The sequence below is a fragment of the Mesorhizobium sp. P3_A8 genome (genome assembly GCF_056402995.1).
The window spans coordinates 1-19298 of the sequence record NZ_JBFUGI010000019.1 but is presented as its reverse complement, the minus strand read 5'-3'; the positions used below and the strand labels follow the sequence as shown (position 1 = coordinate 19298).

General features: G+C 61.4%; 28 protein-coding genes and 1 pseudogene. 8 read left to right on the top strand and 21 right to left on the bottom strand.

What is annotated here, in order from left to right:
* Positions 1–246 precede the first annotated feature (246 nt).
* The 4 genes from AC1DX4_RS31700 to AC1DX4_RS31685 form a co-directional block, all read right to left on the bottom strand.
* A complete protein-coding gene (locus tag AC1DX4_RS31700; protein WP_477224063.1) occupies positions 247–762 on the bottom strand; it encodes a DUF2867 domain-containing protein in 516 nt (171 codons plus the stop codon).
* A gap of 120 nt (positions 763–882) precedes the next feature.
* The gene (locus tag AC1DX4_RS31695) at positions 883–2298 is read right to left on the bottom strand and encodes an ATP-binding protein (protein WP_477224062.1); all 1416 of its coding nucleotides are present in this window, start codon (positions 2296–2298) and stop codon (positions 883–885) included.
* 101 nt (positions 2299–2399) lie between these two features.
* On the bottom strand, positions 2400–3119 hold the full coding sequence (locus tag AC1DX4_RS31690) for a response regulator (protein WP_477224061.1): 720 nt from the start codon (positions 3117–3119) through the stop codon (positions 2400–2402).
* A complete protein-coding gene (locus AC1DX4_RS31685; protein ID WP_202358236.1) occupies positions 3106–3639 on the bottom strand; it encodes a MarR family winged helix-turn-helix transcriptional regulator in 534 nt (177 codons plus the stop codon). The genes AC1DX4_RS31690 and AC1DX4_RS31685 overlap by 14 nt, the downstream gene beginning before the upstream one ends.
* Before the next feature lie 260 nt (positions 3640–3899).
* Here AC1DX4_RS31685 and AC1DX4_RS31680 point away from each other — a divergent pair, with 260 nt between their 5' ends.
* The 3 genes from AC1DX4_RS31680 to AC1DX4_RS31670 all read left to right on the top strand — a co-directional run bounded on the left by AC1DX4_RS31680 (position 3900) and on the right by AC1DX4_RS31670 (position 6054).
* Positions 3900–4793: a branched-chain amino acid aminotransferase gene (locus AC1DX4_RS31680; RefSeq protein ID WP_477224060.1), complete on the top strand. Its 894-nt coding sequence runs from the start codon at positions 3900–3902 to the stop codon at positions 4791–4793.
* Positions 4794–4939: 146 nt separating this feature from the next.
* Entirely contained in the window at positions 4940–5257 is a 318-nt protein-coding gene (locus AC1DX4_RS31675; protein WP_477224059.1) for a hypothetical protein, read from the top strand.
* Positions 5258–5415: 158 nt separating this feature from the next.
* Entirely contained in the window at positions 5416–6054 is a 639-nt protein-coding gene (locus AC1DX4_RS31670) for an MBL fold metallo-hydrolase (RefSeq protein ID WP_477224058.1), read from the top strand.
* A 310-nt stretch (positions 6055–6364) separates the two neighbouring features.
* On the opposite strand, the gene AC1DX4_RS31665 is transcribed toward AC1DX4_RS31670, so the two are convergent.
* The 3 genes from AC1DX4_RS31665 to AC1DX4_RS31655 all read right to left on the bottom strand — a co-directional run bounded on the left by AC1DX4_RS31665 (position 6365) and on the right by AC1DX4_RS31655 (position 7747).
* Positions 6365–6796, bottom strand: coding sequence for a BA14K family protein (locus AC1DX4_RS31665; RefSeq protein WP_477224057.1), 432 nt, complete (start codon positions 6794–6796; stop codon positions 6365–6367).
* Between the two features lie 201 nt (positions 6797–6997).
* A complete protein-coding gene (locus tag AC1DX4_RS31660; protein WP_008877668.1) occupies positions 6998–7210 on the bottom strand; it encodes a cold-shock protein in 213 nt (70 codons plus the stop codon).
* A gap of 324 nt (positions 7211–7534) precedes the next feature.
* Positions 7535–7747, bottom strand: a complete 213-nt coding sequence (locus AC1DX4_RS31655; RefSeq protein WP_006202520.1) for a cold-shock protein — start codon at positions 7745–7747, stop codon at positions 7535–7537.
* Between the two features lie 503 nt (positions 7748–8250).
* Between AC1DX4_RS31655 and AC1DX4_RS31650 the strand changes: the two genes are divergently transcribed.
* Positions 8251–8697 (top strand): Kazal-type serine protease inhibitor domain-containing protein, encoded by a 447-nt coding sequence (locus AC1DX4_RS31650; protein ID WP_477224056.1) that lies wholly within the window; start codon positions 8251–8253, stop codon positions 8695–8697.
* Between the two features lie 139 nt (positions 8698–8836).
* On the opposite strand, the gene AC1DX4_RS31645 is transcribed toward AC1DX4_RS31650, so the two are convergent.
* From AC1DX4_RS31645 to AC1DX4_RS31625, 5 genes are all read right to left on the bottom strand, one after another.
* A complete protein-coding gene (locus tag AC1DX4_RS31645; protein ID WP_477224055.1) occupies positions 8837–9055 on the bottom strand; it encodes a hypothetical protein in 219 nt (72 codons plus the stop codon).
* 97 nt (positions 9056–9152) lie between these two features.
* Complete coding sequence (locus AC1DX4_RS31640; RefSeq protein ID WP_197033284.1) at positions 9153–9290, bottom strand: hypothetical protein; 138 nt, start codon at positions 9288–9290, stop codon at positions 9153–9155.
* Positions 9291–9337: 47 nt separating this feature from the next.
* A complete protein-coding gene (locus tag AC1DX4_RS31635) occupies positions 9338–9622 on the bottom strand; it encodes a hypothetical protein (protein ID WP_477224054.1) in 285 nt (94 codons plus the stop codon).
* Positions 9619–9888: a hypothetical protein gene (locus AC1DX4_RS31630; protein WP_477224053.1), complete on the bottom strand. Its 270-nt coding sequence runs from the start codon at positions 9886–9888 to the stop codon at positions 9619–9621. The genes AC1DX4_RS31635 and AC1DX4_RS31630 overlap by 4 nt, the downstream gene beginning before the upstream one ends.
* Before the next feature lie 168 nt (positions 9889–10056).
* Entirely contained in the window at positions 10057–10263 is a 207-nt protein-coding gene (locus tag AC1DX4_RS31625) for a cold-shock protein (protein WP_477224052.1), read from the bottom strand.
* A gap of 328 nt (positions 10264–10591) precedes the next feature.
* Here AC1DX4_RS31625 and AC1DX4_RS31620 point away from each other — a divergent pair, with 328 nt between their 5' ends.
* Positions 10592–10816 carry a hypothetical protein gene (locus AC1DX4_RS31620; protein ID WP_183462416.1) on the top strand — a complete coding sequence of 75 codons (225 nt, stop codon included), beginning with the start codon at positions 10592–10594 and terminating at the stop codon, positions 10814–10816.
* A 187-nt stretch (positions 10817–11003) separates the two neighbouring features.
* On the top strand, positions 11004–12638 hold the full coding sequence (locus AC1DX4_RS31615) for a tetratricopeptide repeat-containing sulfotransferase family protein (RefSeq protein ID WP_477224051.1): 1635 nt from the start codon (positions 11004–11006) through the stop codon (positions 12636–12638).
* Between the two features lie 188 nt (positions 12639–12826).
* Here AC1DX4_RS31615 and AC1DX4_RS31610 read toward each other — a convergent pair whose 3' ends face one another.
* The 3 genes from AC1DX4_RS31610 to AC1DX4_RS31600 all read right to left on the bottom strand — a co-directional run bounded on the left by AC1DX4_RS31610 (position 12827) and on the right by AC1DX4_RS31600 (position 14330).
* Positions 12827–13381 (bottom strand): dihydrofolate reductase family protein, encoded by a 555-nt coding sequence (locus tag AC1DX4_RS31610; protein WP_477224050.1) that lies wholly within the window; start codon positions 13379–13381, stop codon positions 12827–12829.
* 74 nt (positions 13382–13455) lie between these two features.
* Positions 13456–13809: a DUF1428 domain-containing protein gene (locus AC1DX4_RS31605; protein ID WP_095792807.1), complete on the bottom strand. Its 354-nt coding sequence runs from the start codon at positions 13807–13809 to the stop codon at positions 13456–13458.
* 98 nt (positions 13810–13907) lie between these two features.
* Entirely contained in the window at positions 13908–14330 is a 423-nt protein-coding gene (locus AC1DX4_RS31600) for a VOC family protein (RefSeq protein WP_477224049.1), read from the bottom strand.
* A gap of 239 nt (positions 14331–14569) precedes the next feature.
* On the opposite strand from AC1DX4_RS31600, the gene AC1DX4_RS31595 reads away from it, so the two are divergent.
* Positions 14570–15184: a glutathione S-transferase family protein gene (locus AC1DX4_RS31595; protein ID WP_477224048.1), complete on the top strand. Its 615-nt coding sequence runs from the start codon at positions 14570–14572 to the stop codon at positions 15182–15184.
* Positions 15185–15233: 49 nt separating this feature from the next.
* Here the strand turns inward: AC1DX4_RS31595 and AC1DX4_RS31590 are convergent, their stop codons facing one another.
* The 6 genes from AC1DX4_RS31590 to AC1DX4_RS31565 form a co-directional block, all read right to left on the bottom strand.
* A complete protein-coding gene (locus tag AC1DX4_RS31590) occupies positions 15234–15407 on the bottom strand; it encodes a hypothetical protein (RefSeq protein ID WP_477224047.1) in 174 nt (57 codons plus the stop codon).
* 123 nt (positions 15408–15530) lie between these two features.
* The gene (locus tag AC1DX4_RS31585; protein WP_172225396.1) at positions 15531–15839 is read right to left on the bottom strand and encodes a HigA family addiction module antitoxin; all 309 of its coding nucleotides are present in this window, start codon (positions 15837–15839) and stop codon (positions 15531–15533) included.
* 27 nt (positions 15840–15866) lie between these two features.
* Entirely contained in the window at positions 15867–16145 is a 279-nt protein-coding gene (locus AC1DX4_RS31580) for a type II toxin-antitoxin system RelE/ParE family toxin (protein WP_371009027.1), read from the bottom strand.
* Positions 16146–16237: 92 nt separating this feature from the next.
* Positions 16238–17764, bottom strand: a complete 1527-nt coding sequence (locus AC1DX4_RS31575; RefSeq protein ID WP_477224046.1) for an ABC-F family ATP-binding cassette domain-containing protein — start codon at positions 17762–17764, stop codon at positions 16238–16240.
* Positions 17765–18061: 297 nt separating this feature from the next.
* Positions 18062–18547, bottom strand: coding sequence for a hypothetical protein (locus tag AC1DX4_RS31570; protein ID WP_477224045.1), 486 nt, complete (start codon positions 18545–18547; stop codon positions 18062–18064).
* Between the two features lie 130 nt (positions 18548–18677).
* On the bottom strand, positions 18678–18980 hold the full coding sequence (locus AC1DX4_RS31565) for a hypothetical protein (RefSeq protein WP_477224044.1): 303 nt from the start codon (positions 18978–18980) through the stop codon (positions 18678–18680).
* Positions 18981–19112: 132 nt separating this feature from the next.
* Between AC1DX4_RS31565 and AC1DX4_RS31560 the strand changes: the two are divergent.
* Positions 19113–19298 (top strand): annotated as a pseudogene (locus AC1DX4_RS31560) (IS5/IS1182 family transposase); the annotation flags it as partial.

Below are 19298 nucleotides of genomic sequence, written 5' to 3'. Positions count from 1 at the left end.
TGGGAATTTTGACGAAGCGTTTCTAGCCGGAAATTCTCAGATTTTTGAGACATAGCGAGCGAAGTGGCTTCATTACCTTGCGAACCGACACCCACTGTAAAAACATCGACCCCACAGATATCGGACAATGTCTGGAGATATGTCATGTCGACTTCGGCATTGATGCGCCGAGGAGCATATCGCGCCGGACGCGCCTAAAGAGTGACCCGTGACCTCGGTCATGGAGGCCTCCTGACTTGTGGCCACCTAACCTTGTGCGCGCGCAAACTGTGCCAGGTTGGCCCTGACCACGAAGTGATGGAAGGGCCTGATCACGTTGAGATAGGTGAGGCCGAAGGCATTGTGGGAGTGCACGACGGTTGTCGCGATGAGCTGCGTGCCGGTTGGAGAATTGCGACGGAGCAGCGACAATCGGAAGTCCAGGTGTCGATCGTCCTCACCCAGCACAATCTCGTCCTTGCCTTCCCATTGCACCGGGAAAAAGTCCACGCGTTCGTTGTCGGTCCTGGACGCTCGGACCTCGCCGGAGGTTTTGACGCCAAAGGGCGTCACCATCGCGTCGCGGACCGCGAGCAACGCCTTGATCCACGCGGGCTGATCGCCGACTGTCCGGGTCGCCAGCACGCGCATGCTGTACTGTTTCGATGAACTCAAATCGATGCTGTAGCTATCGAGCAGGTTGGCGTTCTCGTACCAGCCTGCAACGACGCTTTCAGGTGGCGGCGTGGTCCGGCGCACCCGCGCTTTGCGTTCTAGACACATGCCGAAAGCTCGATCATGGCAATCTTTGTGACAGCTTGCCGGCCGATAGCGGTGAGGGAGTACATGCCTTGGATCGTAGCAGGAAAGAGCGCCGGCGACAAAAGGCGTACGCCATCGGCTCTAAGCTGGAACCTTGATGACCGCGCGCAGGCCGCCGAGCGGGCTGTCGTCGAGGCTGATGTCGCCGCCATGGCTGCGGGCGATGTCGCGGGCGATCGACAGGCCGAGCCCGGTGCCGCTGGCGTCGAGGTTGCGGGCCTCGTCGAGCCGCACGAAAGGCTTGAACACGTCCTCACGCCTGTCGGCCGGAATGCCCGGACCGTTGTCGTCGACGGTGACCACAAGCGAGCCACGGCCGTGATTGGCGCTGACCTCCACCGTCTTGGCATAGCGGAAGGCGTTGCCGATGACGTTGGACAACAGCCGGGCGAAGGCGTTCGGCCTGACATGCACGGTCGGATCGCCGGAGAGCGTCGTTGACAGCTTGCATTTGCGCAAGGTGGCCTCATCGTCGAGTTTCTGGAAATAGGCTTCGAGATCGAAACGTCCCGGGTCCTCTGAGGCTTCGCCGCGGGCAAAGGCAAGATAGCCTTCCAGCATCGACTGCATATCGTCGATGTCCTGGTTAAGCGCCGCCTTGGTCTCGGTCTTGCCGCCGGCCAGCGCCAGCTGCAGCTTGAAGCGGGTGAGGATGGTTCTCAGATCATGGCTGACGCCGGTCAGCATGGCGGTGCGCTGGTCGATCTGGCGCTCGATGCGCTCGCGCATCTGGATGAAGGCAAAGCCGGCGCGGCGCACCTCTTCGGCGCCGCGCGGGCGAAAATCACGCGGCATCGGTCGGCCCTTGCCAAAACTTTCGGCGGCTTCGGCGAGCGTCAAGATCGGCCGGATCTGGTTGCGCAGGAAGGGGATAGCGATCATCAGCAGCACCAGCGAGGTGCCGACCATCCAGATCAGGAAGATGTGGGTGTTGGAGGCATAGGCCTGGCTGCGGCGCACGAAGACGCGCAGCACCTTGTTCTCGAGCTGGACGCGCACCTCGACGATGTTGGAATTGCCGACAGTGTCGATCCAGAACGGCCGGTTGATCTGGCGGGTGATCTCGGACGAGAGGACGTCATCGAGGATCGAGAAGAACGGTTTTGGACCGGGCGGCGGCAAAGGATCCGGCGGCAGCAGATCGACCTTCAGCTGCATGCGGTCCTGGGCGATGCGGATGATGTTGGCGTAGTCGGCGTCGTGCGGATAGGTCTCGATCAGGTCGATGATGGCGGCGATGTCGCGCACGGTGGCCTGCGACAGGCGCTGCGTCACCGTTGCCCAATGGCGTTCCATGAAGACGAAGGCGACGACCGACTGCAACAGGATCATCGGCGCGATGACGATGATGAGCGAGCGCGCATAGAGGCGCTTGGGCATGTAGAGTGAAACAAGGCGCCAGAACCGGTTCCAGATGCGCGGCACCGCCTTGAGCGTTCGCGTGGCGCGTGCGCTCAAGCCGTCAGGTCCCGGCCCTTCCAGTTCCGTCGTCGCCATTGGCTCTTTTCATTTCGTCCGCGGCACTGGATGGAGCATGATCTTTTCCGAAAACCGGTTCCCACTTTTCGGGATCATGCTCTAGCGCCGCGTCCGCTACTCTATTCCACGCTGAGCCGATACCCAATACCGCGCACGGTCTGCAGCCAGACCGGGTTGGACGGATCGCGCTCGATCTTGCGGCGCAGCCGGTTGATCTGCACGTCGATGGTGCGCTCGCCGACCTCGGAATCGTCGCCGACCAGTTCGTGGCGCGGGATGGTCTCACCGGCGCGTGCGGCAAAGATCGCCAGAATCTCCTGCTCGCGATCGGTCAGCTTCAGCGCCTCGCCGCCGCGCTTCAGTTCGCGCCTGGCGATCTGGAACGTGTAGGGGCCGAAGACCAGCTGTTCGACCTTGGGCGTCGTCGCCGGGCCGCCGCGGCGCAGGATGTTGTTGATGCGCAGGATCAGCTCGCGCGGGTCGAAAGGCTTTGGCAAATAGTCGTCCGCGCCGGCTTCCAGCCCTAAGATGCGGCTGTCGGTTTCCGACAGCGCAGTCAGCATCAGGATCGGCACGTTCTTTTCGGCCCGCAGCGATTTGGTCAGGTCGACGCCGGTTTCGCCCGGCATCATCACGTCGAGCACAATCAGGTCGAAATCGAGGCCGGCAAGCTTGCGCCTGGCTTCGCCGGCATTGCCGGCGACGGTGACGCGAAAGCCGTTCTCGGTCAGATACTGCTTGAGAAGATTGCGGATGCGGGTGTCGTCGTCGACGACGAGCAGATGCGGCGCATCGTCGTCCGGTGCGGCCGTCTGATCGACCCTCTCAGTGCTCTCCATGGCTTTTCCCTGACATTTTTGCGGACCCAACGTCAATCTGCGCTCTCAGCTCCGGATTGACCATCGCTTCGAGGAAGCGTTCCACCAAGGTCCGTTCGGTGGCGCCGGAATCTTCCAATGCAGCACGGATGCGGCGCGACTGTGGCCGCGCAAGGGCGAGTGCCAGCGCACGGCCCTTCGCCGTCGGATAAAGCTCGCGCTGGCGGCGGTCGCGCGGGCCTTGCAACTGGACGACATGGTCGGTGTCGATCAGTTGCTTGAGCACGCGCGCCAGGCTCTGCTTGGTGATCTTCAACACGTCGAGCAGTTCGGCAACCGTCAGGCCCGGCCGGCGGTTGACGAAATGCAGCACCCGGTGGTGGGCGCGGCCGAAGCCATAGTCGGCCAGGATCTGGTCCGGATCGGAGGTGAAGTCGCGATAGGCGAAGAAGAACAGTTCGATGATGGCGAAGTCGATGCCGTCCTCGACTGACATCGCGGTCCTGATCGGTTTTCCGGCAGCTGGGCTTCGATCCGTCATCATTTCTCCATGGGAACGGGAGATTATGTCAGTACTATTGACGTAATTTCCCTGCAATGGTAATTTTTGACAAGCTTTTGGGCGGATTGCGAACGAAAAGGCAAGGCAGGCCGGTTTTTCCGGAACTTCCTGAGTTTGCCAGAGCGCGATTATCCGCCTACGCTTCGAGACACCGGCCGGCGTCTCCAATCGCGTGGCGCGGCCAAAAAGAACACGCAACGACACTAAGGATAGGCGGGCGCTGCCCGCGGGAGGTTACCATGGCATCCGTTCCCTTCGATCAACTGGACGGCTTCATCTGGATGAATGGCGAGTTCGTTCCGTGGGGCGACGCCAAGGTCCATGTGCTGACGCACGGTCTGCACTACGCCAGCGCGGTCTTCGAGGGCGAGCGCGCCTATGGCGGCGAGATCTTCAAGCTCAACGAGCACACCGAGCGCTTGCATGAATCGGCGCTCCTGCTCGGCTTCAAGATTCCCTATTCGGTCGCCGAGCTCAACGACGCCTCGACCACGCTGTTGAAGAAGCAGGGTTTCCAGGATGCGTATGTCAGGCCGATCGCCTGGCGCGGCAGCGAGCAGATGGGCGTTTCGGCGCAGAACAACCGTATCAACTGCGCCATCGCCATCTGGCAGTGGCCGAGCTATTTCGATCCGGCGCAGAAGCTGAAGGGTATCCGCCTCGACATGGCGGAATGGCGCCGGCCCGACCCGCGCACGGCGCCGTCGAAGTCGAAGGCCGCCGGCCTCTACATGATCTGCACCATGTCCAAGCATGCCGCCGAAGCCAAAGGCTATGCCGACGCCATGATGCTCGACTGGCGCGGACAGGTGGCGGAAGCAACGGGCGCCAACATCTTCTTCGTCAAGGACGGCAAGATCCATACGCCCAAGCCCGACTGTTTCCTCGACGGCATCACCCGCCGCACGGTCATTGGGCTGGCCAAGGATCGTGGCCTGGAGGTGATCGAACGCGCCATCCTGCCGGAAGAACTCGAAGGCTTTGAGCAATGCTTCCTGACTGGAACGGCAGCGGAAGTAACGCCGGTTTCGGAGATTGGCCCTTACCGATTCGAGGTCGGTGAAATCGCCAAGAACCTTATGAATGACTATTCTGCTGCGGTGCAGCCGAAGCACGCGATCGCCGCAGAATAACGATAGTCACAGCTTTTCGCGCAAGCAGGGGCGGTTTTCGAGCCGCCCCTTTTATTTCAGCGTTTCTGCATTTGACTTTCATCCAATTCGGCGTCTCATGATGGTTGTCGGCCCGGGAGGCTGGCAGCTATGGAGGGACTAATCATATGGACATGAACACGCTTCTTCCGATCATCATACAGGTGATTACGGGTGTCATCGGTGGCCAGGCGATCGGTGTAGCGCTTAAGAATGCGGCTATGGGACAGCTGCCCAAAATCCTGGGTGGCGCCATTGGCGGCGTCGGCGGCGCGGCGATCCTGGGCAGCCTGCTCGGTGGCGGCGCAGTCGATCCGGCAGCGGCAGCGGCGGCGACGAGTGGTCTCGGCAGTGCACTCAACCTCAACAACATCGTCGGCGGCGCCGGCGGCGGCGCGATCCTGACCGGCATCATCGGCGCGGTCCTGGGCGCCATGAAGAAGTAGGCCTGACGGTCTCAGGTTTGTTCAAATGGGCGGCTTCGGCCGCCCATTTCCGTTTCTGGCCATTTCCGTTTCTGGGATGACTGACTGTTCGTCTTTCGAGGGGTGGACGCCCTTCGTTCGCGCCTCTACATCACCGCGTGAACATCGAAAGGACGATCATGGGTCAGCTCAATGCCGGCATCGTGCCGGTCACACCGTTCCAGCAGAATTGCACCCTCCTGTTCGACATGGACGACAAGCACGGCGTCGTCGTCGATCCGGGCGGCGACATCGACAAGGTGTTGGCGGTGCTGAAGGACAATGCGATCACGGCCGAAGCGATCTGGATCACGCATGGCCACATCGACCATGCCGGCGGCGCCATGGAGTTGAAGGAGGCACTGGGCATCGACATCATCGGCCCGCATGCGGCCGACAAGTCCCTGCTCGACAATCTGGAGAACCAGGGCAGGCGCTACGGCATTGCCGGCTCGCGCAAATGCGTGCCCGACCGCTTCCTCACCGAAGGCGAGACCGTGTCGTTCGGCGGCCATTTGTTCGAGGTGCTGCATTGCCCCGGCCATGCGCCGGGCCACGTCGTCTACTACAACCGTGCCGCCAAGTTCGCCCATGTCGGCGACGTGCTGTTCCGTGGCTCGGTTGGCCGCACCGACCTGCCGGGTGGCGATCATGCAACGCTGATCGCTTCGATCAAGGACAAGCTGTTGCCGCTCGGCGACGACATCGGTTTCATCTGCGGCCACGGCCCTGGCGGCCGTTTTGGCGAGGAGCGTAGGACCAATCCATTCCTGACTTAGGGTGCGCTGATATTCAGGTGAGGCCGGTCTGCAAATGGCGGCTTCCTGCGCTTCCCCGTTCTACTGCCCTGGCAGTAGAACTGAGCTCACGTACCCAAAAGTACGCTCCGCTCCGGTTCTCGGAAGCCACCATTTTCGACTCGGCCTGACCTGAATCTCAACACACCCGGACGCCCAAACAAAAAGCGCTGGCCTTGCGGTCAGCGCTTTTTGTTTGGGGCAGGGAAGCCCTAAGCGCTTTCGCGCTTTAGATCTTTGTTTTGTGCAAGTCGTTATCCCAAAACCGCTACGCACTTTGGGCGACATGCACTCAGTTGGCCGAGCAGAAATGCTGTTCGCCGTCATTGCCGGTGAACGTGCCGGTGCGGGAGTTGAAGGTGCGATAGCGGTCCGAACAATACTCGTACCAGCCGCGCGTCCACGGTTCGGCGTAGCGATCGGCGTACACCACCTGCGGCTCCGCATAGTAGCGGCGGACCGGGGCCGGGCGGACCCGTACGTCACGATCGTAGTAACCGTCATCGTAATAGCGGTCAGCGTAGGGCGGGGGCTGGTCATTGGCCAACGCACCACCGATCAGCGCGCCGGCGGCGAGGCCAAGCACGCCGGCGGCAATGGCGTCGCCGTTGTGGTGGTGGCGGCGGTGATGACCCCAGTCATCGGCGTTGGCCGCGGGCAAGGCCGCAAGCATGGTGCCGGCCACGGCGGCGGACAGCACGGCAGTCTTGAAAATTCTGTTCATCTTGGTCTCCTTCGTACCGGGCCGTGCAGTTTTGCAGGGGATGCGGTCCGGCTTTACCCAAGACTAATATGCGACCGTGGCTGAACGGAGGCTGAACGGATTTCGACCTGCCTGTTCAAAATGGCGTGTTCAAGAGGAACGTCAAAAACCACGCTCGAGATGAGCTGGGCTGCCTGCTGGAGCCGACAGTCTGAAGCCGGCTCAGCCGACCGACAGGTTGACGGCCTTGGGTCCCTTGCCACGCTTGTCCGGCTCGGTGTCGAATGTCACTTTCTGCCCATCTTCGAGACCGGGAAGACCCGACGCCTGCACGGCCGAAATATGGACGAAGACATCCTTCGCGCCATCGTCCGGCGTGATGAAGCCGAAGCCTTTGGCATGGTTGAAGAATTTGACGGTGCCGGTCTGCGGCATGGGAAGCTCCCTTTGATCCCATAAACTCCAGTCTCGGGCCGGCAAATGCCCGAGAGGAAATTTGTCCTTTATTTTAGCGTCATCGGCAAGAGAAAGTTTTGCGGGCACTTAAAGCCCGTCACGCTTTAAGCCCTTGTTATGATGCATGTCGTTGACCCGAACCGGATCCGCTTGTGGATGACATGTACTTATGCTGCGCCGCGGACATGAAAAAGGCGCGACGAAAACTGCCGCGCCTTTTCAAAAATCTGTCTGCGTGCCCAGAGGCTGGGCAAGCTCCGAACTTCGTTCGTCCGCCGTCAAGGACCGCGGTGCGACGATGGCTCAGGCAGCGCGGAGGTTGACCGCCTTCGGGCCCTTGCCCATGCGGTCCGGCTCGACGTCGAAGGTGACCTTCTGGCCGTCGACGAGCGTGCGCAGGCCCGATGCCTCGATCGCGGAAATGTGGACGAACACGTCCTTGGCGCCGCCGTCGGGCGTGATGAAACCGAAGCCTTTGGTCGCGTTGAAGAATTTAACGGTGCCGGTCTGGGCCATTGGGGAAACTCCTTCACCCGTTCAGTCTTTGATGGTCCTGCCCGCCACCTGGCGTCGAGGGCAGTTCCCGGTGGTTGCTTCGGCAGTCATGCATTGGCGCATGGTCAAACCCCCCGCCGAAAACGGGGCCGTCAGAGATTCACAGTATCGGGGAAAGGTCGTCCAAAACGTTCCGCTCTCCGGGTCGCAAATGCCCGAACACGGAATTTATCGCACGGAAACGTGAAGGTTGCAAGATAGCGCCGCGGGTCGCCACACTGGGCACATCCCGACGCAAGAATCGACCGATCTGAACGTCGACCGGCCGCAAATAGGCTCGGTTGTGGATCGGGTCATCGGCCCACAGACGGGGTCACGCATGGGCCAGGATTGCCGGTGGCGTGAGCGGGCGCCCGCCACGGTTGCAACCGAGATTTCCCGCGCGAAGAGCCGCGAACGTGGTTGCATTTGACAGGGGAATGGCGAGGATCGCGATCAGAGACGGGATCGAGGGAGAGATCAGCATGAAATTCCTGGCGTCAATTTTTTCGTGGCAAGGTCCTGGCTTTTCGCGGCAAGCATTTGCCGTGCTGTGCCTGTCGGCGCTTCTGGCCGCCTGCACCGTCGTCGTCGATGACGGCCCGGGACCACGCCCGCGTCCGCCGCGTCCCGAACCGGAATTCTGCACCAGGCAATACGAGCCGGTCTGTGCCCGCCGCGGCGGCGACCGCCAGACCTTCGCCAATGGCTGCCTTGCCGACCGTGCCGGCTACCGCATCGTGCGCGACGGCCCCTGCCGCGGTGACGGCGATGGTGGCGGTGGCGGTGGCGGTGGCGGTGAAGAGCAGACGTTCTGCACCCGCGAATACGCGCCCGTCTGCGCCCGCCGCCACGGTGAGATGCGCAGCTTCCCCAACGCCTGCGAAGCCCGCGCCGCGGACTATCGCATCGTCGGCGATGGGCCGTGCTGAGTTTTTTCCTTCTCCCGCGTGGGAGAAGGAAAGCCCCCGTCTACTTTCCCACGTCGACGTAGGGCTTCGCCTTCAAGACGGTGAGGGACATTTCGGGCTGCTGCAATGGCTTTGCGGTTGGCAGTTGCGCGGGTGGTGCCTAGGCCGGATAGGCCCCATCGGCAGGCCCGGCATAAAGCTCGCTGCCGTCCTCGTCGCAGATGCGCAGGCGGTCGGGAATTTGCGGCATGGCCAGGCTGTGGAACAGGGCGGTGGCGCCCTGCAGGGCGGCGCGCAGGGTCGGCGCCTCCAGCGACACCTTGTCGAGTGTTGCTTCCTCGGCGTCGCGCGACCGATAGAACTCGATGACGAAATTCAAGCAAGCCTCCGTGGCAGAGCATTGCGTGGACCTGTTGCGTCAGTTCAACGCCTGCTTACTGCGGGGCGAGGGGCGCATGCGAAGCGCCCCCAAGGCGTCAGCCCTTGGACTTTGGCTTCAGGCTGCTCTCCGCCTGCTTGACCGAAGAGCCGAACGGAGCGGCGGCCTTGGCCACGACCTTGTCCTTCTTCGGCTTGCGTGTTTCGCGATTGCTTCGCTGTTGACCCTTGGACATGGACTGCTCCTCGTGTGCGTGTGCTGGTTTGGCGTTGTGGCCTGGTCTCAGACGACCGGATTGTTGGGAACAATCGGATTGTTGGCAACAATCGGATTGTCGACCGGTTCGAGATTGTCTTCCGTGGTGACCCGCTCGTAGGTCTCCTGCTCGCTGCGGATACGGTATTGCGGCGAACCGTCCTTGACCGGCAGCCTGCTCTTGATCTCGAACAGTTCCGCCGTTTTCTGGACGAGGCCGGTGCGGCTCTTCATGCGCACCGTCTGGCCAATGGCGAAAAGGTGCGAGGGCGTGTCTGTGCGCGGACGCGCATTCTGCTGGAAACGGATCATGCTGCATTCTCCCGGTCGCGCTTCAGCGCGGTTTCGAGTTCGAGGTGGTCGATGGCGACAAGCTGGCTGGTGGTCGGGTTCTTCACCGCCCTTGCCGGCAGGTGAATGAAGGTGGCGACGCGGCGCCAGGCGACACGCGACATGCCCTCGATCAGCTCTTCGTCATGATCGATGTCGTAGTCGCCGGCCGGCAACGGTCCCTCCAGTCCACCGAGCGCGAAAGCTGCGGTGAAGCGGGCGATGGAATGGGTGGTGCGGTCCGGCATCGTCCTGGCCTTGCTTGGTTCACGCCTTGGGCGTCATGTAAAACAGCGGCCTGAAAGCAAAAAAGCGGGGACGAGCCCCGCTTTCCTATTTCCGGCAATCGCTGGAAATAAGCCGCTTTCGAGAGCTGCCAGTACATCCGTGGTCAGCGTTCATCGAATTCGGCCGGATCAGATCAGTTGCAGATTGGCGGCCGACTCGCGGCCCTTGCCGTCACGCTCCAACTCGAATTGCAGTTTCTGGCCTTCGGCGAGGCCGGGAAATCCGGCGCGCTCCAAGGCGCTGACATGGACGAAAACGTCCTTGCCGCCATCGGCTGGCTGAATGAAGCCAAAACCCTTCTGGCCATTGTAGAGCTTCACGGTTCCGGTGGTCATAGGTGTCTTTCGCGGATCGAGAACTCGTCGCAAGGCGAATGTGCCGTGCGTCCGGTATCGACGATTTTGGAATGAGATTGGCGGGTCGAGAACCTCTGACGCCGCGAGATGCCAATTCTGGCCAAAACGATCTTCCTTATGTAGATCGATCAGGCCGCCTGTTCAAGATGATTCAGAAAATAAACCTACCGCGGCTGGAAAATAGATCGCTGTGGATGTTCAAATAATTCTGCTATGGTCCGGCATATTTCTAAAAATTCTTGAAGAGCGCGCTGGGGTATTTTCCCAGTGCTCATATTTTTATTTACTCCGGAATAAGGACACAACCATGGTTTCCACAAGAAGCTCAAGGGCGAAGACCGTCGCGGTCAATCCGGTCATCAAGCCAATCGCCATCCATGCCATTGCCGTTGGCCCCAACGGCCAGCCGATGATCGTCAAGTCGGCACGGCTGACCATTAGAAGCGATGAGGCGGCAAGGCGAACGATCTCCGATACCGATGGCACGGTGAGGCGGGCCAGGCAGGTTGCCGAGACCAACCGTCTGATCTGATCGCTTTCGCGGCGACGGAAAAGCCGCAGAACCACGCCGAGACTTGAACCTGACGCGCCAATGGCCTAGATCGCGGCAGGCGGACAAACACGGCAGGTTTCCCATTAACAGAGATCAGAGACGAGCGGCGGGTGCGGGAGCCAGGTCTGGCGCAGGCGGACAGCCGCCGCTGGGCCTCGACCAGTATGTGCAGCAGGCCCTGCAATTGCACCAGGCCGGGCGCCGGCAAGAGGCTGAGGCAATCTACCGGCAGGTGCTGACGCGCCAGCCCAAACACGCGGCCGCGGCGCATTTCCTGGGGCTGCTGCTGCACCAGACCGGGCGTAGCGAAGAAGGGCTGGATCTCATCGAACAGTCGGTGAGCCTGCAGCCGACGAATCCCGATTTCCTCAACAATTTCGGCACGGTGATGCGCGACCTCGGCCGCGTCGCTGCGGCAATCGACTTCTTCCGTGGCGCGGTGGATTTGCGGCCGGAGCAACTCGCCGCGCGCGACAATCTTGGCTCGTCGCTGAAGCAGCTCGGCCGGTTCGAGGAGGCCGAAGAGATCTATCGCGGCACGGTCGCACGCAATCCATTTCATGTGCGCGCCCGCATCGGACTTGCCGAAACCCTGCAGGAAGCCGGACGGCTGGATGAGGCGCTGGCGGTTTTTCACGAGTCGCTGGCCATCCGCCCCAAGGATGCCGATCTGCTGCACGGGCTCGGCGTCGGGCTGATGGAAAAAGGGAAGCTCGACGATGCGGCCGATCTTTTCCGGCAGGCGCTGGCGGTGAACCCCGGCATGGCCACGGCCTGGCTGATGCTGACGCAGGTCAAGCGCCAAAAGGAGCGCGATGCCGAATTGGCCGGTATGGAAGCCCAGCATGCCAAGGCGCCGCAGGGCAGCCTGGCACGCATGCAGCTGTCCTTCGGCCTCGGCAAGGCCAATGATGATTTGAAAGACTATAACAGGGCCTTCGACTATTTCACCGAAGGCAATGCCATTCGCCGCAAGGGGATCAACTATGATCCTGTCAAGACGCGCGCGGAATTTGAGGCGATGAAGACGGTTTTCGATACCAGCTTCTTCGAAAGGCACAGGCCGAGCTCGATCACCGATGACGCGCCGATCTTCGTCGTCGGCATGCCGCGTTCGGGCACGACGCTGGTCGAGCAGATCATCGCCAGCCATCCCAAAGTCTATGGCGCGGGCGAGCTCAGCATCCTGAAGAAAGCGGTCGGCAAGCAATTCCCGGCGACCATGCCGGGGGGCTTTCCCTGGGGCGTGTCGGATACGGACGATGCGGATTTTGCCGAGGCAGGCCAGGCCTATCTCGACATGCTGCATGCCCGCTATCCGCATATCGGCCACGTGACCGACAAGATGCCGGGCAACTTCATGCTTGTCGGCTTCATCCACATGATGATGCCGAAGGCCAGGATTATCCACGTCGCCCGCGATGCGGCGGCAACCTGCCTGTCGATCTACAAGGTGCATTTCCGCGGCGACAGCCACCGCTACGGCTATGACCTCGACGAACTCGCCGACTTCCACAATCTCTACACCGACATCATGGCGCATTGGCACAGCGTGCTGCCCGGCGTCGTTCACGATGTTCGCTACGAGGATTTCGTCGCCGATCAGGAAGGGCAGAGCCGGGCGCTCATCGACTATCTCGGCCTGCCATGGGACGATGCCGTGCTGTCCTTCCACGAGACCGACCGGCCGGTGCGCACGGCGTCCGCCGCGCAGGTGCGCCAGCCGATGTATCAAGGCTCGGTCGATTTGTGGAAACGCTATGGAGACCGGCTGAAGCCGCTGCTCGACAAGCTAGGCTGAACTGTCAGGCCGATGCCCTGCGCTGGATCAGGATGACGTTGGTTGAACCGCCGTCTTGATCTTTTTGGGTGAAATGCATTAGATCATTTCACCGTTTCACGGAAACGGCGAACTGCTCTAACTCTTTGTTTTGACGCAATTCCGGACGGAAAACCGCAAACACTTTTCCTGGAATTGCTGTAGCCGGCCTACGGCTCGTAGCGCAGGAAAACGTTGCCGTTGCCGAAGGCCTGCGACCGGGCCAGCTTGACGCTAAGCCGGTTGCCGATGCCTTCGAACATCGTCCTGCCGGCGCCAAGCATGATCGGGACGATGACGAACTGGTATTCGTCGATCAAATTCTCCTCGGCCAATTGAGCGACGAGGTTGCCGCTTCCCAGGATGGTCATGTGATTGCCTGGCTGCTGCTTCAATTCCCGAAGCTTCGCGGCCGGTCCGCTTTTGACCAACTCGGTGTTGTTCCAACTCGCCGTGTCGAGCGTGCGGGAGAACACCACCTTCGGCATGGCGTTCATGCGTTCGGCCACCACCGGTGCGATCTGGGCCGCCATCGGCGTCGGCCAGAACTGGATCATCAGGTCGTAGGTAACGCGGCCCAGCACCAGCATGCCGCCGCCCTTGGCATTGTCGGCGACGAAGGCGTTCCATTCCGGATCCTGGCTGTGCGCCCAGTCCATGGCGCCGTGCCCGTCGGTAAAGTAGCCGTCGAGCGATATGCTGTTGAATACGATCAGCTTGCGCATAAGTCGGTCCTGCCTTGAGAAATGAAGAAGAGTTTCTGGTCTCGCCATTGGCGCTGGTACGCGGCAGCCGGCGACTAAAGCTCTATGAAGGGCTGGAAGCCGCCGAAGATCATGCGCTTCATATCGAAGGGCATGGGGCCCAAGTCGGGTGTCAAACGCGGGTCGGCCATCACCTTGGCCATCACCGTGTCGCGGCTTTGCCTGGATTCATAGACCGCCCAGGCGAAGACGACGATCTCGTCGTCTTTTGCCTGAACGGCCCGCGGAAACGAGGTCAACTCGCCATAGGGCACGTCGTCGCCGATACATTCGACATAGGCGAGCGCGCCGTGTTCCATCCATATTGGGCCTGCGAGGTTGGCCAGCTTCTTGTAGTCATCGAGTTTGGCCTTTGGCACGGCAAGCACGAAACCATCGACATAGGACATGCTGGAACTCCTTTGCTGAAACGAGCGCCGGGTCGGCGGGGATACGACCCGGCGCGGTGAGCGCGCCAGCCTGCAGGCGACGCTGCCCACTAGGAAACTCATTTCACCGGCGCGTTCATCGCCCAGGCGATGCCGAAGGGATCACGCAGCTGGCCCCAGCGGTCGCCCCAGAACATCACCTGCAACGGCACCACTTCCTCGCAGCCAGCTTCGATGGCGCGCTTCCACCAGGTTTCGATCGTGTCGTCCTGGAGATGCAGCTGCAGCGTATAGCCCTGCGCATCCTTGTGCGGGTGACCGTGTTCGGGAAAGGCATCGCCCAGCATCAGCGTCGAGCCGTTGATGTGGAGATGGACATGCATGGTGCGGCCTTTTTCATCCGCCGGATAGGCAAAGACCTGCTCCGCGCCGAAGGCCTTCTTGTAGAATTCGGCAGCCTTGAAGGCGCCGTCCACCTGCAGATAAGGGGTCAATCCACCGAGCACTTCTGCCCTGGGCTGAACGGGTGTCTGGTCAGTCATGTCTTGCTCCTCTTTGCGTTTGCTTGGCCTTGCGAACCACAGGACGAACGAGGTACCGGCAATCCTACATGGGTCGCGAAATTTTTTGCTGGCCGGCCTCGGACAGGCCGTGCGAGTGGCGGTTTGAACGCAAGGCGTGAAACGAACTTGCGCCGGCGGCCCCCAATCAGAGCGCAATTCTCGCAGCGCGCAGGCTAGAACGGGCGGATCGCGCGGCTTCCTCAACCCCTGGGACGATAATGATCCTCTATTATCAGACCCACTCACCCTTCGCGCGCAAGGCGCTCGCCTTCGCGCATGAGGTCGGCATTGCCGATCGGCTCGAGGTCATTCATCACGAGACCAGTCCGACCTTGCGTAACGCTCGTGTCTACGCCGAAAACCCGCTCGGCAAAGTGCCGGTGCTGCTACGGCCCGGCGCATCGGCGATCTTCGATTCCGATGTCATCTGCGCCTATCTCGACACGCTGCATGACGGCCGCAAGCTCTTGCCGCAAGACGGCGAGGCGCGCTGGCAGGCATTGCGGCTGCAGTCGGTCGCACAAGGGTTGGCGCAGACGGGCATCGCTATGCGCTGGGAGACGGAAAGGCGGCCCGAGCCGCTGCGCTATGACGCTCTTGCCGACCGTTACCGCGACAAGATCGAAGCGAGCTACGACTGGATTGAAAGCACCCTGGACGACGATGCGCCGGTCCATGTCGGCCATATAGCGCTCGCCACCACGCTGTCCTGGATGGCGTTCCGCAACCTTCCGCCTTTTCGGTCGCGGGCGCGGCTGACGCACTGGTTCGAGGCTTTCGAAAAGCGCGCGTCGATGCAGGCGACACCGCTTTCCGGCGACACGCACGATTGAGAAATGGTCGCCCCGTGGCGGCCTGCATCGATATTTTCCGACCGCATGGTCAGGGCGCCCTGCGGATCCGCGGATCGTTTTGCGCGTCGATGACGATTTCCGGCCAGCCGATATCCTTGCGCAGTTCGATCGGCAGGGACAGCAGCTCGCGTTCGCTGCGGTGGCGGGCGCGGTTCTGTGCGTAACGGCTGGCAACGCGACCCAGGGATGACAGAATGGACATGATGCTTTCTCCTCAGATGAAGCCGGCATCATCGTGTCGGCATCCCAAGGACGAGGCAGGTCCAGGCGATCCGACAGGTCGTTGGAATTTTTGTTACGACACCGGATTCATTCCAGAACGGGCCTAGGCAACCTTGAGCGTCGGAATAGCTGAAACATCAACTTCACGCTCGGCGTGCCAGGCGTCGAAAGCCGCCTGCATCCGAAGCCAGATCGCAGCGCCGTCGCCGAACAGCTTCCCAAGGCGGGCGGCGACTGCCGGCGAAACCGGCTTCTTTTCGCGGATGATGTCATAGAGCTGCTGCCGGGAGATTCCGAGCAGATTTGCAATTTCCACCTTGGTCTTTCCAGTTGCCGGGATGATGTCCTCAAGCAGCGCTCCCGGGTGGGAGGGACAACGCTCGATCGGACGCGTCGGCTCGTGCACATTCATAAGTCGAACTTCTCCAATCTGGCCGCCTCAGTGATATTGCTCGAAATCGACACGGGCGGCGTCCGTACCGTCGAATTCAAATGTGATGCACCACGGACCATTGACATGGACCGTGTAGCGGATGGGATCGAAACCTTTCAGCGGGTGGAAGTCGAAGCCGGGAAGGTTCATCTCCTCCGGCTTCTCTGAAGCTTCCAGTCGGTCAAGCCGGACAAGAATGCGCTTGTGCATCTTGGCGTCGATCTTGCCGGTTTTTCCGGTTTGAAAGAGGTCCGACAGCGCCTTGTTCTTGAAGGACTTGATCATGGATACATGTAAACAGATTGCTTACATAAATCAAGGGATGTAAGCAAATAATTTACAGACAAGGAAACCGGGTCTCAGCAACCCGTCGCCGCTCAGCCACCCGCCTCAGCCACCTCGCGGAAAAAGCCCTCCGGATCTTCGACCTCGGTCAGTTTCCGCTTGTCGATCAGCCAGAAGCGGTTGCCGATGGCGCGGATGAAGGAGCGGTCGTGCGAGGCGAGCACGCAGCTTGCCTGGTGCTTCAGCAATTCCTCCTCCAGCGCCTCCTGGCCGTCGATGTCGAGATGGTTGGTCGGCTCGTCGAGCAGGTAGAAGTTGGGATTGGCGAGCCTCAGCGCCAGCATCATCAGCCGCGCCTTCTGGCCGCCGGACAGCACGCCGATCTTTTTCTCCTGCATCTCGATGACCACGCCGGCGCCGGCAAGCAGCGAGCGGGCGCGCTGCTCGCCGACATCGTAGCGGCGCGACACCATCGCCAGCGGCGTGTCGTCGCCGCTGATGCCCGACAGCGCCTGGTCGCTGTAGCCGAGCACCGTCGACGGCGTCACCTTCACATTCGGTACCGTGTCGGGTTCGGCGATAGCGTTGCGGATCAGGGTGACGAAGCGCGACTTGCCGACGCCGTTGCGGCCGAGCAGCACGATGCGGTCGCCCTGGCAGATGTGGCGCTTGCCGGTCCTGAACAAAAGCGTGCCGTCGGGCGTTTCGACCGCCGCGTCGTCGAGCGTGATCAGCACCTTGGCGTGGGTGCCGCGGTTGGCGAGCTTGATCGCGCCGGCCGACTTCTCGCGATGCGCCGGGTTCGCCGCGTCTTCCAGTTTCTCCGCGCGTTCCCTGAGCTGCTTGGTCTTGACGGTGAGCAGGTCGCTGCCGGAGTTGATGCCGATGTTGTTGAGCTTGGCGGCTTGCTTTCGCAGCTGCTGGGCGACCTTCATGTCGCGCTCGAACTTGCGCGCCGTCGAGGCGTCGACGTCGTCGAGCGCCTGCCTGGCGCGGGAGTAGGGCAGCGCAAACACCGGCGACTGTTCCGGGCGCAGGAACAGCGTGCGGTTGGTGGCGGCGTCGAGGAAGGCACGGTCGTGGCTGGCGATGACGACAGGCACCTCGCGCGGCAGCGCGTTCAGCCAGCTTTCCAGTTGGCTGATGCGGGCAAGGTCGAGATGGTTGGTCGGTTCGTCGAGCAGCAGCACGTCGGGATCAGTGACCCAGACGCGGGCGATCAGCGCCAGCCTTTGCCAACCGCCACTCAGCGCCCGCATTTCTCGTTCGCGCATCGCCTCGGGCACGTCGAGCGAATCCAGCACCACGTCGACGCGCCACGTCTCGCTGTCGGCCTGCTCGGCCGGCAAGGCGTCGGCCACGACCTGATAAAAGCTGCGGCCGAGCAGGGCAGGTGCAATGGACTGTTCGACATGGCCAACGCGCAGGCCGCGCGTGCGGGTGATGTCGCCGGAGGTCGGCTCCATCTCGCCGGTCAGGCATTTGAGCAAGGTCGACTTGCCACGGCCATTGGCTGCAACGATGCCGAGCCGGTCGCCGCTGCCGATGGTGAGGTCGAGATTGGCGAAGAGCGGCGCACTCATGGTGACGCCGAGGTTTTTGAGGCTGATCAGGGCCATTTGGATTTCTCTGGTCTTGCCGGAAGCAACTCCGGATGCACTTTGACGGTGCGCGTGCTGGCCATCAGAACAGGCGTCGCGGCACCACGAAGGGCAGACCAAAAAATCGAAGCGGGAAAAACCCGGACCGTCCCTGGTCAGCCCTGCAAGCTGGCTCGCAGGGCAGAAATCGGGCCACGCTGACGATGGTGACGATGAAACGTGAACACGTGAGCCCTCCTTTCAAGACGTTCGAGTGTTGGGGAGCGATTACACCAAAGGCGGGGTTGGTGGCAAGTAGGCGGCTGAATCCGTGCCTTAGCCTCGCCTGATGCCTTCGGCCCAAGCCACCAGGTCGTCCTCGCTGCTGCGCAGCCGTTTCATCACCCGTTGTATAGGCCAGCAGATCATGCCGCTTGCAACTTCGAGGGCTGCATTGATTTCCCCTTCGGGATCGTTGTCATCCGTCTGCCAATGCCCACCAAGTTCCTTGCGGAGCACCTCGCCGCAATAGCATCCCAACGCAAACAGGCGTGGCCCGATATCTTGTGCCAGCAAACCGCCGGAGACGGGCACTCCATCCTTGATCTGCTCGCGAAAGAACCGTTCTACCTCCGCTATGCTTTTGGAGGCGAAGTCCGCGCCATAGCCGGAACTCTGCAATGCGTTGGCTATCCACTGCGCGGCGATCGGAATGTCGTCCTGCAAGCGCCGCGGCGTGCTCGTTGTCTGGGATGTCGCGCGGGACGGCAGTAAGGCCGCGGCGACCGCGGCGAGAACTCCAAAGAAACGGCGGGTCATCATCTGTAGCCACCATGCGATGGTTCGAAGACACATGCGATGGTGAGAAGATACATGCGGGGCTCGCGGAGCGCCACTGTGGAGGCTATGGCAAGGGCCGTCGACTGTCACACGGGCCTCAAGTGGCCTCAGCTTACTCCTTGTTCAGATCCAGCAGGAAGTGCCCGAACACTGTGTTTTTGCAAAGATCGACAACGATCACGAGAAGGGCGTTAAACTTGCCGGTGCCAATCAAAACTTGATCGAACCGGTTTTGAGCATCCCTGTAGACATAGTGGACGTCGTTCAAATAGGGCAGGCCGATCTCATCGAGATTCAGCGCTTCGACATACGGCCATATGTCCACGGCAGCCTCTGCCGTGGCGGTGACGCTCGTCATAGGCTCGGCGAAGCAAGCCTTGAACTCGTCTTCCTGAAGTCTGCGAGTGAGGATCATCGCGCATTCTAGTGGCTGACGTCGAAAGTTCGCAACGGTGGTGCAGACGGGTACTTCCCTTCTCCCCTTGTGGGACTGTTGCGTAATTCGCTGGTTGTGATTCTCTGAGATTGACGCTCGGAGGGAATCACGATGGCAGTGAAGCAGACGGGTCAGTTGAGCTTGGCGGAAGCCTTTCTGGGCGGCAAGTTGGCAGGCGGTTCTTCGCCACTCGATCGATTGTCAGGTCTGGTGAAGTGGTACCGCTTCGAGAAGCTACTCAACCCGCTGCGCGATGGTGGACCGGGTCGGGCTGCCTGGCCACCGTTGGTCCTGTTC

Coding starts and splice junctions, on each gene's coding strand:
- AC1DX4_RS31660 (WP_008877668.1), bottom strand. CDS start 7,210: ATGCCGCAGACCGGCACCGTCAAATTCTTCAACCATGCCAAAGGCTTC.
- AC1DX4_RS31670 (WP_477224058.1), top strand. CDS start 5,416: ATGGGTCAGCTCAATGCCGGCATCGTGCCGGTCACACCGTTCCAGCAG.
- AC1DX4_RS31625 (WP_477224052.1), bottom strand. CDS start 10,263: ATGACCACCGGAACCGTGAAGCTCTACAATGGCCAGAAGGGTTTTGGC.
- AC1DX4_RS31640 (WP_197033284.1), bottom strand. CDS start 9,290: ATGTCCAAGGGTCAACAGCGAAGCAATCGCGAAACACGCAAGCCGAAG.
- AC1DX4_RS31665 (WP_477224057.1), bottom strand. CDS start 6,796: ATGAACAGAATTTTCAAGACTGCCGTGCTGTCCGCCGCCGTGGCCGGC.
- AC1DX4_RS31690 (WP_477224061.1), bottom strand. CDS start 3,119: ATGGAGAGCACTGAGAGGGTCGATCAGACGGCCGCACCGGACGACGAT.
- AC1DX4_RS31630 (WP_477224053.1), bottom strand. CDS start 9,888: ATGCCGGACCGCACCACCCATTCCATCGCCCGCTTCACCGCAGCTTTC.
- AC1DX4_RS31675 (WP_477224059.1), top strand. CDS start 4,940: ATGGACATGAACACGCTTCTTCCGATCATCATACAGGTGATTACGGGT.
- AC1DX4_RS31590 (WP_477224047.1), bottom strand. CDS start 15,407: ATGTCCATTCTGTCATCCCTGGGTCGCGTTGCCAGCCGTTACGCACAG.
- AC1DX4_RS31685 (WP_202358236.1), bottom strand. CDS start 3,639: ATGACGGATCGAAGCCCAGCTGCCGGAAAACCGATCAGGACCGCGATG.
- AC1DX4_RS31600 (WP_477224049.1), bottom strand. CDS start 14,330: ATGACTGACCAGACACCCGTTCAGCCCAGGGCAGAAGTGCTCGGTGGA.
- AC1DX4_RS31650 (WP_477224056.1), top strand. CDS start 8,251: ATGAAATTCCTGGCGTCAATTTTTTCGTGGCAAGGTCCTGGCTTTTCG.
- AC1DX4_RS31610 (WP_477224050.1), bottom strand. CDS start 13,381: ATGCGCAAGCTGATCGTATTCAACAGCATATCGCTCGACGGCTACTTT.
- AC1DX4_RS31570 (WP_477224045.1), bottom strand. CDS start 18,547: ATGATGACCCGCCGTTTCTTTGGAGTTCTCGCCGCGGTCGCCGCGGCC.
- AC1DX4_RS31595 (WP_477224048.1), top strand. CDS start 14,570: ATGATCCTCTATTATCAGACCCACTCACCCTTCGCGCGCAAGGCGCTC.
- AC1DX4_RS31580 (WP_371009027.1), bottom strand. CDS start 16,145: ATGATCAAGTCCTTCAAGAACAAGGCGCTGTCGGACCTCTTTCAAACC.
- AC1DX4_RS31565 (WP_477224044.1), bottom strand. CDS start 18,980: ATGATCCTCACTCGCAGACTTCAGGAAGACGAGTTCAAGGCTTGCTTC.
- AC1DX4_RS31695 (WP_477224062.1), bottom strand. CDS start 2,298: ATGGCGACGACGGAACTGGAAGGGCCGGGACCTGACGGCTTGAGCGCA.
- AC1DX4_RS31585 (WP_172225396.1), bottom strand. CDS start 15,839: ATGAATGTGCACGAGCCGACGCGTCCGATCGAGCGTTGTCCCTCCCAC.
- AC1DX4_RS31635 (WP_477224054.1), bottom strand. CDS start 9,622: ATGATCCGTTTCCAGCAGAATGCGCGTCCGCGCACAGACACGCCCTCG.
- AC1DX4_RS31620 (WP_183462416.1), top strand. CDS start 10,592: ATGGTTTCCACAAGAAGCTCAAGGGCGAAGACCGTCGCGGTCAATCCG.
- AC1DX4_RS31700 (WP_477224063.1), bottom strand. CDS start 762: ATGTGTCTAGAACGCAAAGCGCGGGTGCGCCGGACCACGCCGCCACCT.
- AC1DX4_RS31575 (WP_477224046.1), bottom strand. CDS start 17,764: ATGGCCCTGATCAGCCTCAAAAACCTCGGCGTCACCATGAGTGCGCCG.
- AC1DX4_RS31680 (WP_477224060.1), top strand. CDS start 3,900: ATGGCATCCGTTCCCTTCGATCAACTGGACGGCTTCATCTGGATGAAT.
- AC1DX4_RS31655 (WP_006202520.1), bottom strand. CDS start 7,747: ATGGCCCAGACCGGCACCGTTAAATTCTTCAACGCGACCAAAGGCTTC.
- AC1DX4_RS31605 (WP_095792807.1), bottom strand. CDS start 13,809: ATGTCCTATGTCGATGGTTTCGTGCTTGCCGTGCCAAAGGCCAAACTC.